Genomic DNA, 12,977 nt, shown 5'->3' on the forward strand with positions numbered 1-12,977 from the left:
ACAAACGGAGGTGTTCCATGCCGGTGACCCATGACCTTTATCAGGATTTACGCTGCACGAAGGAAGAGATCCAGCAAAAACGCACCAAGGATCCGTTACTGGATTCACTGCTGAACAAGTATTCCCAGGCCGATGCCGACGTGGTCAAGGCCGAGACCGCGACATCGGATGCCCCCAGCGATGACGCCCTGAAAAAACTCAAGGAAAAGCGCTTGCAGGTCAAGGACAAGATCGTCCAGCAACTCCAGGCCAGCTCCTGACGTTAAGTCATCTGCCGCCGACGGCTGGTGACTGAAAAGTTGGAACGGCGATCAAAACCGGCACCTCGAATGTTCAGAGACGCAATTTTACGGCTCTATGCGAGGTGCCCCATGACCGACCCCAAATTCCCCAGCGAACAAACCGGTGGTTACGACCCGATGCCCACCCATCCCGAACCCTTGAGCCCGGAGCACAGCACGGTCAATCCTGAGGAAGAGCCGGGCATCGATGAATTGCCGGAGGATGAAGGTAACGAACCCTCGTAGGCGCCGGCTTGCCGGCGATGGCGTCACTACGGGCGTTGCTTTACTGCAATGCCTTACTCAAAGGCAACCGCACCATGTACCTTGCCTTGAGTGAACCGAAATACAACCAGTCCCCATACTCACGCACGGTGGTGACTGGCGAGTAATTGTCACTGCCGGCATCCTGCAAATTGGCAATCACCTTGCCCTCAAGGTCCAGGCCGAGGGCAAAGGCACGTTTCTCGACGGGCTTGGGCAGCACGGTCATCGCCCGTACGATCATCTTGCGTACGAAGGGATGCGCTGCAGTGGCGTCGAGTAGCGCATTGCGCGGGGCATACAGCGCCACCCAGAAACGGTCATGACCGTTGAACGACAAGTTGTCTGGCAGGCCAGGCAGGTTATCGATGAACAGATCATGGGTGCCCGCCTTCGGCCCGCTGAGCCAGTAGCGGCTGATGCGATAGGCGCCGGTTTCATTGACCAGCACGAACGCATCTTCCGGGCCCAGGGTCACGCCATTGGCGAACTGCAGTTTATCCAGCAGGACCGAGGTTTTGCCGGTCTGGAAGTCGTAGCGCAGCAAACGGCCGTCACCGCCGTGCTCGAGGATGGCTTCGCCGTCGTGGCCATAGCCGAAGCGGCTGGAGGCATCGCTGAAGTAGGCGTAGTGACCGGGCTTGTCGATGGCCACGTCGTCGGTGAAACCGAACGGCACGCCACCGGCCTCGGTGCTCAGCGCGACCAACTGCCCTTGGGCATCCAGCGACAACAAGCCTTTGACCGCATCGGCGATCACCAGCAAACCATTGGGATGTCGGGCCAGGCCCAGCGGTCGGCCGCCGGTATCGGTCAGGACCTTGGTGCTCTTGCCGTCCAGGCTGGTGTGGATCAGGCGGCCGTCGTGCAGGCCAGTGAGCAATGTGTCGCCCTCCAGGAGCAAGGCTTCCGGCCCGTCGATGTCGGCCGCGCCAACGCGCTCCACGGCTTTGAGGCGCTGGTTGTCGGCGTACGCTCCGGTGCTGAGGGAGGGCGCCGGTTGCGGCGTCCAGGCCACTGGCTTGACCTTGGTCGGCATCAGCAGCAGGAAGCCGCCGATGGCGATGAACACCGGTAATACGATGTGGCGCCACTTCACGCGCTGACTCCGTTGAGGTGTTGGTGCGCCATTTCGCGCAAGGCCAGCATGGAAGCTGCGGATTCGTGATCGATTCGGCGCTTGAGCAGCAGCCGGTTGGCAATCCGCATCGCCAAGCCGCTGAACTGGTAGTGCAAGGTGCGCACAAACCGGGTGCTGTCGCCCTCGGCTTCGCACTCGTAAGTCAGCAGCAGCGACAGGCCATGATCACCTTGCGCCCGCGCGCACCAGCGCCGTCCGGGCAGGTACTGCGTCACCTCCCAGCTCAGGTGCCCATCGCGCCCGCCGGCGCGGATGTCTTCCTCGAAGCGCGCCCCGGCATGTAACGGGCCTTTCGGCCCATCGATGCGCAGCGATGACGGATGCCACTGCGGCCAAAGGGCGACGGTACTGGCGTAGGCAAGCACGGCGATCGGGGGCGCGGCGATGACGGTCTGGTGCTGCATGCGGGTCATGGGAGTTCTCGTCGGGTCGAGGGGTTCAGGCTCCCAATAGAGGGTGCCGAACAGATAGTCCATCAGTGGGAAAACGATGTTGAAATTACGCTCCTGCATCAACTCGCGGCGGTGATGCAGTTCATGCAGGCGACGCATCTGGCGGATCCACGGCAACCGCGTGAGCGGGTTGTGCGGCGGCAAGTGCTCGCAGGCGTGAAACACCTCGTAGGCCAGGTATCCGAGGACCAGGCAACCGCCGACCAACCCGGCGACGTTGGCATCCAGTTGCTTGAGCAACCACCACAGGGGCAGGGTGATGACGAGGGTGTGCAGCACGATCAGCCACGCCGGGAACAGGATCACCCGCCAGTCGCGTGCGCTGTTGTAGGTCATGTGGCCGGGGGCGAAAAAACTGTGATGGTCGCCGGCATGGCGGGCATAAAACAGCCGGGCGAATGGTTTTTTATGATGCCCCAGATGACGATGCACCAGATACACCCCAAGGTTGAAAAACAACAGGGTTACAGGCACAGCCAGCCATTGCAGAGGCAGTACCTGATGCACGGTGCTCCAGAAAACACTGATGGCCAGCACTCCGAACAACAGGACAAAGGCGCCGTGCAGCCAGGGGTTGTAGAGGGGATGAATGTCGGCACGGTAGCGGCTGCGGAATGCTTCGGTGGTCTGCCTCACTGCAATCACCTGACGTTATTGTTCTCTCCTGCAGATTAGTCGATTCCGGCGTGTTGATTGCGCTTACCTGGGCGACACAACGGCCATGCTCCGGTGCGCAGCGCATTCAGCTCAGCGGGTCCCAGCGTTGCGACCAGTCCTCGTGCGAGTCGATGACCTCGCGCAGCAGGTTGAAGGCCCGTTGCAAGGTGGGTGAGTCGCGGTCGCGGGAGTAGACCAGATAGGTCGGGTAACTGAACTCGGGCGCCCGGGGCACACGTTCCAGCACGCCGCTTTGCAGATAACTCTGCACGACGCGGGTACGGAAATAGCCGCTGCCGCCGTTCTCGAGGATGTACTGCAAGCCCAGCGGGCCGAGATTGAAGCTCAGCGCCGCCTTGGCTTTTTCCGGCAGGGCGGCGTCATGACGGCGCCGGAAGTCCGCTCCCCAGTCGATGTACACGTAGGGATCGGGCCGTTCGACTGAGCGCACCAGGATGAGCTTTTCTTCGAGAATTTGCTCGACCTGCAGCCGTGGCCAGTATTCAGGTTGGTAGACCAGTGCTGCATCCAGAACCCCCAGCTCCAGTTGGCGCAACAGGTTTTCACCGTCACGGATTTCCATGCGCAAGGCATGGCTGGGTATTTTCTCACGCAATTGGCCGGCCCAGCCGAGCATCAGCGGGTTGCACAGGCTGACCTCGCCGCCGATGTGCAGCACGTCACGCAGACCCTCGGGCAACGGCAGATCCCGGCGCGCGGCTTCCCAGGTTTCGACCAGTTGATTGGCATACACCACGAAGGCTTCACCATTGGCTGTCAGGCGCGCCCCGGCGCGATTGCGCACAAACAGTGTGCTGCCCAGCTGGCTTTCCAGTTTCTGCACCCGCGCGGTAATCGCGGTCTGGGTCACGTGGAGTTTTTCAGCGGCCGCGGCAAGGCTGCCGTGGCGGACGATTTCGAGGAAGGTGCGGGCGAGGTCGATGTCCATGGGCTGGCCGGTGTGGGGTGTGCAAGCATTGTAAGAGTATTTCTAGGCTGGAAAACGACGAATCCCGCCATCAGGGCGGGATTCGTTTGCCAGCGTACGTGCCCCCGGGAACCGGGAGCGGCATGCTTAGGCCGGGAACAGCTCGGACAGTTTCATTGCCAGCATCATGTCGCCTTCAGCGCGCAGTTTGCCGCCCATGAACGCTTGCATGCCGTCGGTTTCGCCGCTGACGATGCCTTCCAGGGTTTCGCCGTCCATCACCAGAGTGACCTGTGCGTCCGGGTTTTCGCCTTCTTGCAGCTCGCAGGTGCTGTCCTTGACGATCAGCGAGAAGTTCTTGGTGTCGTCGATGCGGAAACCGAAGACCAGGTCCAGGCCGGCAGCAGCGGCTGGGTTGAACTTGGCTTTCATTGCTTGTACGGCATCAGCTACGGAGGTCATGGTTCGATCCTTTCTTGAGTTATTAGAGCTGAGTGGTTACAGCCAGGGTCACAATAATCCGGACTCAGCGAAACGTGATGAGTTCCGGGGCCTTCAGCAGTTGCAGGTGCGCATGACTGTTGAAGGAAGCCAGGGCCACTTCGCGACCACGGAACTTCAGGTGGTTGAGCGAAGTGTTGACGATTTGCCAATTCAATTCAAAAGCCTGCCGTGCAGGCATTTGCGTGATCAGGTGGAGCAGGGCGGTGATGGTCCCGCCGGAAGTGAACACGGCGATTTTCTGGGTGTTGTCGGCCTGGTCGAGGATACGATGCAGGCCGGCCTGGACACGCTCGACAAAACCCAACCAGCTTTCCAGGCCCGGCGTGTCGTAGGTACCGGCGAGCCAGCGCTCGATGATCAGGGCGAAGATGCGCTGGAACTCGGCACGGTTGTGCGCCGCGTTGCGCAGAACGTTCAAGGCTTCAGGTTCGTCGGGCAGCATCGCCGGGAGCAGGGCGCGAATCACCGCATCGGCGTCGAACTCGTTGAAGGCCGAATCGGTCTCCAGGATCGGCACCGGCAGGCCCACCGCCGCGAATTGCTCCAGCGCGCTGGTGGCCGTGTGTTGCTGGCGGCGCAGGTCGCCCGCCAGGCAGCGATCGAAGCTGATACCGAGTTCGGCCAGGTGTCGACCAAGGATTTCTGCCTGACGAATACCGTTGGGCGACAGGACGTCATAGTCGTCTGCACCGAAGGAGGCCTGGCCATGTCGAATCAAGTAGATGCTGCCCACGTCCGCGTCGTCCCGGTACGTTGAAGGTTTGGCGAGGTTATGAGGATGGCGGTGAGCTGTCAATGAAAAAACATACGCTTGTTTGAAATGCTCGTTACAGGCCTGTTGCCAGAGGTTTCACGACTGGTCGCAAGGCCGGTGCATGGGTATGCTGGAGGTATCCCGCGCGTTCCAGCCGCGCATTGTTTAAGGAGTCCCTGTGGAGTTTTTGTCCGAGTACGCCATTTTCCTGGCCAAGACCGTGACCCTGGTGATCGCCATTCTGGTGGTCCTGGCCAGCTTTGCGGCGTTGCGCAGCAAGGGGCGGCGCAAGTCGTCGGGCCAGTTGCAGGTCAGCAAGCTCAATGATTTCTACAAAGGGCTGCGCGAGCGCCTGGAGCAAACCCTGCTCGACAAGGAGCAGCTCAAGGCCCTGCGCAAGTCCCAGAGTAAAACCGAGAAAAAACAGAAGAAGAAGCCTGAGGCCAAGCCCCGGGTGTTCGTGCTGGATTTCAACGGCGACATCAAGGCTTCAGCCACCGAAAGCCTGCGCCACGAAATCACCGCCTTGCTGACCTTGGCCACACCGAAGGACGAAGTGGTACTGCGTCTGGAAAGCGGCGGCGGCATGGTCCACAGCTACGGCCTGGCGTCCTCGCAGCTGGCGCGTATCCGTGAGGCCGGCGTGCCCCTGACCGTGTGCATCGACAAGGTCGCCGCCAGCGGTGGCTACATGATGGCGTGCATCGGTCAGAAGATCATCAGTGCGCCGTTCGCGATCCTCGGCTCGATCGGTGTGGTGGCGCAGTTGCCCAACGTCAATCGCCTGCTGAAAAAACACGATATCGACTTCGAAGTCCTCACCGCCGGCGAGTACAAGCGCACCTTGACGGTATTCGGCGAAAACACCGAAAAGGGCCGGGAAAAGTTTCAGGAAGACCTGGACATCACCCATCAACTGTTCAAGAACTTCGTGTCCCGCTATCGCCCGCAACTGGCGATCGACGAAGTGGCGACCGGTGAAATCTGGCTCGGCGTCGCGGCGCTCGACAAGCAACTGGTGGACGAGCTCAAGACCAGCGACGAGTACCTCGCCGAGCGCGCAAAGCAGTCCGAGCTTTATCACTTGCACTATGCCGAGCGCAAAAGCCTGCCGGAACGTATCGGCATGGCGGCCAGTGGCTCGGTCGATCGCGTCCTGCTCAGTTGGTGGAGCCGGTTGACCCAGCAACGCTTCTGGTAACGGCAAGCAGGCGTGCGAAGGCGCCAGTTCGACGTGAAACACATTGAGACCGGGTAAATCCCGGTTTCTTTGTTCTGGAGGGGCGGTTTCTTTCTGCTCTGCTGATTTTTTCCTCGCCGGTTCAGGATCTTTCCGACTTCCCGCCGACTCGGGCAGGTTTACTGTCGTCATTCATTTATGACTGCAATGGACTGCCCATGAATACCCCCGTACCTGACCCGACCCTCAGCGCTGTCGCGGCTCCCGCGCCCCGAATGCGTGACGAACTGCAGGCAGCCTTAAACGGCTCGATGCCACAAACCCCCGCCGATTTTGCGAAGCAACTGTTCCATGAAAAATGGGGGCGCGACATTGATCCGCAAACAGCCGTGCTGGTCACGCTTGATTACAACTACCAGGGCCATCCGCCACAGGATGGCATCCATCAAGGTCAAATATTCAAATCCCAGACCCTGATCCAGGCGCTGCTGGGCAATTACCAGAAGGTCGGTGACGACCGCTTCGGTGAAAACGCTTTCGGCCTGGTCACCCCGCACGACATCGGGCCTTCGGTGCGGATTGTCGAGCACGTCGACGAGTTCGCCCTGCGCGGCAGCGGCAATCACAGCACCTATGAAGGCATCTATCGCCGCGCCGTGCCGCAAACCTACGGACCACAAACACAAATCGCCCTGAGGCCCGCGGACTTCAAGCACTGGGTCTGGACCCTGGAACTCAAGGATCTGTATCAGGCGTACCTTGACCGAGCCTGGCCATCGGATACGGCAATTACCGCCAGCCATGCCTATGCGCTGCGAACTTCGGTCAAGGCCGCGTTTGTCATGAATGCGTTTTTGCAGCGCCACGAAAACAGTCTGAGCCAGAAGGGCCTGGAACTGGCCCTGCAAGCCGCGGGATTGCCGGCTGGTCAAACCTGGGACAAATTGACGTTCGAACAGATGCAGGCAGCGACCCGTATGCCCAGCTCGATCATGGCCGGGCGGCTTGAGGTGTATCGCTACACCGCAACGGATATCTGGACATACCGCGAGCGCAATGGCTCGAGAATTCTGTTCTACATACCCGGCAATTCATCACCCTTTCACGAGTTTTCGGACGCCGCGCAAATGCAACGCTGGGTGGTGGCGCAGGGCAGGTCCGAAGACACCAGGCACGCCGTGGCGCAGCACTATGCCGAAAACGATCGTACGGATGGCAATTTTCATGCCGGGGTACTGACCGCGCTGGAAGCGATGGCTCAATACCCGGACACTCACTGGCTGACAAAAACCGCCGGCTGGTTCAACAACGACGGGCCTTGGGATCCGGCCGAGTACATAGGCTTCGAGCAGGCTGGCGCGGCCACTGATCCCTTCGCGCAACTGGTGCTCTGCATCAAGCGCGCCGCGCAGGCAGGGGTGGAAACCATTCGTGACGACGCCCAGGTCAACCGCGACAACTTGAGTGCCTTCGTCGAGCCGCTTGTGCAATGGATCAACCGCTTCGGTGCCTTGGCGTTGTTTGTGCCGGGCGGTGAGGGCTTGCTCGCGCTAGCCGGGCTGATTGATGCCGGCTACGGACTGGATCAGGCCGTGAATGGTAAAACTGCCAATGAGCGGTCCGAGGGCGTTACGCGCACGGTGTTCGGCTTGCTCAATGCGCTGCCGATGGCTGGCGGCGCGGCTTTGGTAGAGCGCGAGGCAGCTGACATCGACGACTTGGCTAAACCGCCACGGGGCCCGGGCGAAACCGAGGCAGTGTCGTCAGTGCTGGAACCCGCCCGGCCATCGGCTGTTCCCGTTCCGACCCGGGTGGCGCTCCTGCGTGGCATCGGCCCGTCGGTGGCTTCATTCAGTGATGAAATGCTGGCGCAAATCGCCAAGGTCAGCGCGGTCGACGACGACATGCTGCGCCTGATGCAGCAAGGGCGCCCACTGACGCCTTTGCTGGCCGATACGATCAGCCGCTTCAGGATCGATCAGGAGCTTGGCCTGGCCGGTCAACCCGAGCTGTTCGATAGCCGTTATCGATTGCTCCAGCAATCAGGGAATGAATGGGTCCGGTTGTTTCAACAGCAATACCCTGGGTTGCCGACAGGAGCCATTGAACAGATGCTCGATCGCTATGGGGTGGATATTGGCACGGCGCCCGATGTAAGCGAGGCCAGGCACGTGTTCAAGCGCCTGGACAGCAAGGCCCGTCAGTATCAGCAGCACGTGCGGCTCAATCGCGCTTATGAGGGGCTGTACCTGCGTTCGGTGCTCAACCCGGAGTCGGACACACTGGCCTTGCATTCACTGGATAATCTACCCGGTTGGCCACAAAGTCTGCGAATCGACCTCCTCGACGAGTCGGCCAGCGGGCGGGTACTGGACCGTATCGGAGCACCCGTTACAACGGATGTCCGACAGTTGATAAAGAGCGAAAAGCACTATCGGCTCCGGGACCGGAAAACCGACTTGTATACGGCGCTGCTCGGCTTGTTGTCGGACGATGAACGTTCGGCGTTGCAATTGACATCACGTGATCCGGCCAGTGAACTGCGACTCAAGCTCGCTGATCGGGCAATGTCCAGAAGTGATTACATGCAAGGGTTGCGGAGCATGGATAGCAAGCTGCCGTTCAAGCCCCAAGGGCTCAGGGGAGGTGGCTTTCCGCAGACAGCCCAGGGCGAATCGATGAACCATGAAATGATGAGGTTGCAACTTAAGGAGGTTTATCCCGAGTTTTCCAGTGCCGATGCCGATCAGGTATTGCAACGGGCAGGTGCTGGCGCTCAGGCCCACATCGATGGGTTGAAGCAGCAACTCCAGCAGTTGCACACCGACTTGAGCAGTTGGGTCGATCAGGCCACAAACGACGCCGCCGACATGGACATTGATTTTCTGGTTCCCGGCGAAGAAGGAACGCAAGGGCTGACCCAGGCGCAGATCTCAGCCCGTAATGTGGCGATGCTGCAGGAAGTGATCAGGTACGAGGTCGAGACCCGAACCGAACTGGCAGATGAAATGATCGCCATCTGGCAAAAGCGAGACCCGGAGCAGGGCAGCCACTATTCAGGCTCTCACTTGACGGGGTTCAGGATGGAAATGGACTTTGAAGACTTCCATCGATTGCCCACGCTCAATGTTCGCCTCTTGGATTTGAGCGAGTTAACGATGCAAGGTTTTCACCTGTTCGAACGTGAAAGCCTGAATGGCTTCCTGGAGTCTTTTCCTAATCTGCGCACTTTGAATCTGCAAGGCTTCGATCTTCGACTGCCGAACATTGATGGCGAACTGGAAAGTTCGTTGCCTCCCGCCATTGCGCAGTTGCGTCATCTCACTTCGCTGAATCTGCAAAGTACCGAAATGCGATTGAGGGAGAGCACGGCTGGGCAGTTTTGTGAGTTGGTTCAGTTGCAGACACTCAATTTGAGTGAAAACCCGCTAATGGTACCGCCAGTAGTGCTGGGAATGAATGAGCTGCGTTCGCTGAACCTGAGAAACACGCGGATCAGCGCATGTCCGCTTATCAGCATGGATCAGCCGTATCTGAATCGGCTGGACTTGCGGGCTAACCGGATAACCCGGGTGCCTCCCGCCGTCATCAACCAGGCCATCAGCCGTGACCGCGTTCTGTTGCAGGGCAATCCGTTGAGCGACGAAGATACGTTGTTGCGAATCGTGGAACACCGCAAGCGCACCGGAATCAATCTGTGGTTGAGTGACCTTGGCCTCTCCCACGGCGACGTTGTTGATTGGTTGCGCGAGGGCAGCGAAGAACAACGGCAGGCCAGACGATTGATCTGGGAGCGTTTGGCAGCAAGACCGCAGGGCGAGCGCTTTTTAAGAGTGCTGGATGGCCTGGTTTTGACCGCGGATTTCCGGGTGGATTATCTGTCGCTGCAGGCGCGGGTCTGGCAACTGCTCGGCCAGGCAGATGCTTCTGAGCAGCTTTGGGCGCGACTGACTCAAGATGTCGAGGTGGCGGAGATGGATGCGGACAATCCGTTTGCGATATTCGCGGCGCTGGAGGAACGCGCCAGGCTTTACCGGGACTGGGTAGCGCTGGGGCAACCGTTTCCGATAGAGCACTGAACCGGCGTTGTGCCCGAAAGCATGCATGACAGGCAACGACTGAACGAAGCCTTGACCCGTTGCGGGTCAAGGCTTCGTTTGATCAGCGGCGACGGAACAGCGGCAGCGGTTCGTCGGTTGCGGCCTGATAGGTCACGGAGAAATCCTTGAGACCTTCCAGTGCTTCGTACGGATCTTTATCCGGGCGGACGGCAAAGGCGTCGAAACCGCAGCGATGCATGTAGAACAACTGGTCGCGCAACACATCGCCAATGGCCCGCAGTTCGCCTTTGAAACCATAACGGTCACGCAACAGGCGGGCATTGGAGTAGTTGCGACCATCGGTGAATGCCGGGAAGTTCAAGGCGATAACCTTGAATTGCTCCACGTCATCGCCGATCTCCTCGGCTTCTTCATCGGCATCCAGCCACACGCCCAGACCGCCATCGCGGGCCTGGAGCATGCGGCTATGTTCGCGCCACAACTTCAACGGCACGATCAGGTCGTCGCAGTTGCTGATCTCGTCGATATTGAAGTCCTTGGGCAGCAGGTGCCAGGTTTCGTCGACGACTTCGTTGTTCTTAATGATTCGCTGCATAGACGCGTTCCTTGAAGAGGTCGATGCCAATACGCTGATAGGTGTCGATGAAGCGCTCGTCTTCGGTACGTTGTTCGATGTACACATCGATCAGCTTCTCGATCACGTCAGGCATGGCTTCCTGGGCGAAGGACGGGCCGAGGATCTTGCCCAGGCTGGCGTCGCGGCTGGCGCTGCCGCCGAGGGAAACCTGGTAGAACTCTTCGCCTTTCTTGTCCACGCCGAGAATGCCGATATGGCCGACGTGGTGGTGACCACAGGCGTTCATGCAACCGGAAATGTTCAGGTCCAGTTCACCGATGTCGAACAGGTAGTCCAGGTCATCGAAACGACGCTGGATCGATTCGGCGATCGGGATCGACTTGGCGTTGGCCAGGGAGCAGAAGTCGCCACCCGGGCAGCAGATGATGTCGGTGAGCAGGCCGATGTTCGGCGTGGCAAAGCCTTTCTCGCGCAACTCGCCCCACAGGGTGAACAGCTTGTCCTGCTCGACGTCGGCCAGGATGATGTTCTGCTCGTGGGAGGTGCGCAGTTGACCGAAGCTGTAACGGTCGGCCAGGTCGGCCATGGCGTCGAGCTGCTTGTCAGTGATGTCGCCCGGTGCAACGCCGGTCGGCTTCAGGGACAGGGTGACTGCGACATAACCCGGCTTCTTGTGGGCCAGGGTGTTGCGCGTGCGCCAGCGGGCGAAGCCCGGGTGTTCCTTGTCGAGCTCGGCCAGAGCGGCGGTCTGGTTGTCCAGGGCCTTGTAGTCCGGGTCGACGAAGTGTTTGGCGACGCGCTGGACTTCGGCTTCGGTCAACGTGGTCTGGCCACCGCGCAGGTGCTCCATTTCCGCGTCGACTTTCTCGGCGAAGACTTCAGGCGTCAGCGCCTTGACCAGAATCTTGATCCGCGCCTTGTACTTGTTGTCGCGACGGCCATAACGGTTGTAGACCCGCAGGATGGCGTCGAGGTAGCTCAACAGGTGTTGCCAGGGCAGGAACTCGTTGATGAACGCACCCACGACCGGCGTACGGCCCAGGCCACCGCCGACCAGCACACGGAAACCCAGTTCGCCGGCGGCGTTGTGCACCGGCTCCAGGCCGATGTCGTGGACTTCGATGGCGGCGCGGTCAGCGCTCGAACCGTTCACGGCAATCTTGAACTTGCGCGGCAGGTAGGCGAATTCCGGGTGGAAGGTGGTCCACTGGCGGACGATCTCGCACCATGGGCGCGGGTCGATCAGTTCGTCGGCGGCGACGCCGGCAAACTGGTCGGTGGTAACGTTGCGCAGGCAGTTGCCGCTGGTCTGGATTGCATGCATCTGCACGGTGGCCAGTTCAGCCAGGATGTCTGGAATGTCTTCCACCGCCGGCCAGTTGAACTGCACGTTCTGACGGGTACTGATGTGGGCATAGCCCTTGTCGTAGTCGCGGGCAATTTTGGCCATCATGCGCATTTGCCGCGAAGTCAGCTGGCCGTAAGGCACGGCAACCCGCAACATCGGCGCGAAACGCTGGATATACAGGCCATTTTGCAGGCGCAGGGGGCGGAATTCTTCTTCGCTCAGGTCACCTGCCAGATAGCGTCGGGTCTGATCACGGAACTGCTTGACGCGGTCCTCGATGATTCGCTGATCGTATTCGTCGTATACGTACATATAAGTCCTGTTCTCAGGCTGGGTCGCTCGGATACAGCTGCGTTTTTGTGCTTGCCGGAGTCCGATAAAACCTCTGCAATTCTGCGCGCACGGCCGCGCACTCCCTTCGGAGCCGGGGCAAGATACCAGTTTGCAGTTATGCGCAAAAGTGATGTTTAAGAATATGTAAAGAACCAAATCGCCTAATGAATATCGTCGTTGCATTACCCTTGTTTGTGGTGAGGGCAATCGTCGTCTTTACTGTGATCGAGTCTTTATGCAATCACCGATAAAACCGACAAGAGGCGATGCAATGAGCAACCCAACCAAAGCACAAAAAAGCGATAGCACGGTCGATGCCTGGGCGATTTTGTTTCTGATCATTCTGGTCGTGGGGACAGCGGTATTCTGGGTCAGCCATCAATAAATGACCCCCGTCCGGGCCCGGCGATGACAATTGGCTGACAAAAGCCGGAATAAACACCGCTCTGGGAATGTTCACTGGCCATAGTGCGCAGCGAATTTTCCAGGGGCTCGGA

The 12,977-nt window shown here is 59.6% G+C and carries 11 protein-coding genes; 4 read left to right on the top strand and 7 right to left on the bottom strand.

The genetic code is table 11. The features are described 5' to 3' along the window. Window positions 1-17: 17 nt before the first annotated feature. Together ASE98_RS06690 and ASE98_RS26905 are read left to right on the top strand one after the other, a co-directional pair. Window positions 18-260, top strand: coding sequence for a YdcH family protein (locus ASE98_RS06690; protein WP_060540600.1), 243 nt, complete (start codon window positions 18-20; stop codon window positions 258-260). A 111-nt stretch (window positions 261-371) separates the two neighbouring features. Continuing rightward, window positions 372-527: a hypothetical protein gene (locus ASE98_RS26905; protein ID WP_177336952.1), complete on the top strand. Its 156-nt coding sequence runs from the start codon at window positions 372-374 to the stop codon at window positions 525-527. 40 nt (window positions 528-567) lie between these two features. On the opposite strand, the gene ASE98_RS06695 is transcribed toward ASE98_RS26905, so the two are convergent. The 5 genes from ASE98_RS06695 to ASE98_RS06715 form a co-directional block, all read right to left on the bottom strand. Beyond that, window positions 568-1,644, bottom strand: a complete 1,077-nt coding sequence (locus ASE98_RS06695; RefSeq protein WP_060540601.1) for an SMP-30/gluconolactonase/LRE family protein — start codon at window positions 1,642-1,644, stop codon at window positions 568-570. Next, window positions 1,641-2,774: a sterol desaturase/SRPBCC family protein gene (locus ASE98_RS06700; RefSeq protein WP_060540671.1), complete on the bottom strand. Its 1,134-nt coding sequence runs from the start codon at window positions 2,772-2,774 to the stop codon at window positions 1,641-1,643. The genes ASE98_RS06695 and ASE98_RS06700 overlap by 4 nt, the downstream gene beginning before the upstream one ends. Before the next feature lie 106 nt (window positions 2,775-2,880). After that, complete coding sequence (locus tag ASE98_RS06705; RefSeq protein ID WP_060540602.1) at window positions 2,881-3,744, bottom strand: LysR family transcriptional regulator; 864 nt, start codon at window positions 3,742-3,744, stop codon at window positions 2,881-2,883. 126 nt (window positions 3,745-3,870) lie between these two features. Next, window positions 3,871-4,185, bottom strand: a complete 315-nt coding sequence (locus ASE98_RS06710; protein ID WP_008154977.1) for an SCP2 sterol-binding domain-containing protein — start codon at window positions 4,183-4,185, stop codon at window positions 3,871-3,873. A gap of 64 nt (window positions 4,186-4,249) precedes the next feature. Beyond that, window positions 4,250-4,960: a histidine phosphatase family protein gene (locus ASE98_RS06715; RefSeq protein WP_060540603.1), complete on the bottom strand. Its 711-nt coding sequence runs from the start codon at window positions 4,958-4,960 to the stop codon at window positions 4,250-4,252. A 199-nt stretch (window positions 4,961-5,159) separates the two neighbouring features. On the opposite strand from ASE98_RS06715, the gene sohB reads away from it, so the two are divergent. Both sohB and ASE98_RS06725 read left to right on the top strand, forming a co-directional pair. Next, window positions 5,160-6,182: a protease SohB gene (gene sohB, locus ASE98_RS06720; protein WP_060540604.1), complete on the top strand. Its 1,023-nt coding sequence runs from the start codon at window positions 5,160-5,162 to the stop codon at window positions 6,180-6,182. A gap of 197 nt (window positions 6,183-6,379) precedes the next feature. Further along, window positions 6,380-10,240, top strand: a complete 3,861-nt coding sequence (locus ASE98_RS06725; protein ID WP_060540605.1) for a dermonecrotic toxin domain-containing protein — start codon at window positions 6,380-6,382, stop codon at window positions 10,238-10,240. A gap of 82 nt (window positions 10,241-10,322) precedes the next feature. On the opposite strand, the gene ASE98_RS06730 is transcribed toward ASE98_RS06725, so the two are convergent. Continuing rightward, complete coding sequence (locus ASE98_RS06730; protein ID WP_060540606.1) at window positions 10,323-10,817, bottom strand: DUF934 domain-containing protein; 495 nt, start codon at window positions 10,815-10,817, stop codon at window positions 10,323-10,325. Beyond that, entirely contained in the window at window positions 10,801-12,459 is a 1,659-nt protein-coding gene (locus ASE98_RS06735) for a nitrite/sulfite reductase (protein WP_060540607.1), read from the bottom strand. The genes ASE98_RS06730 and ASE98_RS06735 overlap by 17 nt, the downstream gene beginning before the upstream one ends. Window positions 12,460-12,977 lie beyond the last annotated feature (518 nt).

This window comes from Pseudomonas sp. Leaf48 (assembly GCF_001421885.1).
In the GTDB taxonomy this organism is placed as follows: domain Bacteria; phylum Pseudomonadota; class Gammaproteobacteria; order Pseudomonadales; family Pseudomonadaceae; genus Aquipseudomonas.

What these genes read in the sequence shown, in the direction of transcription:
- ASE98_RS06690 (WP_060540600.1), top strand. Translation starts at nt 18, where the DNA reads ATGCCGGTGACCCATGACCTTTATCAGGATTTACGCTGCACGAAGGAA.
- ASE98_RS26905 (WP_177336952.1), top strand. Translation starts at nt 372, where the DNA reads ATGACCGACCCCAAATTCCCCAGCGAACAAACCGGTGGTTACGACCCG.
- ASE98_RS06705 (WP_060540602.1), bottom strand. Translation starts at nt 3,744, where the DNA reads ATGGACATCGACCTCGCCCGCACCTTCCTCGAAATCGTCCGCCACGGC.
- ASE98_RS06710 (WP_008154977.1), bottom strand. Translation starts at nt 4,185, where the DNA reads ATGACCTCCGTAGCTGATGCCGTACAAGCAATGAAAGCCAAGTTCAAC.
- ASE98_RS06725 (WP_060540605.1), top strand. Translation starts at nt 6,380, where the DNA reads ATGAATACCCCCGTACCTGACCCGACCCTCAGCGCTGTCGCGGCTCCC.
- ASE98_RS06730 (WP_060540606.1), bottom strand. Translation starts at nt 10,817, where the DNA reads ATGCAGCGAATCATTAAGAACAACGAAGTCGTCGACGAAACCTGGCAC.
- ASE98_RS06735 (WP_060540607.1), bottom strand. Translation starts at nt 12,459, where the DNA reads ATGTACGTATACGACGAATACGATCAGCGAATCATCGAGGACCGCGTC.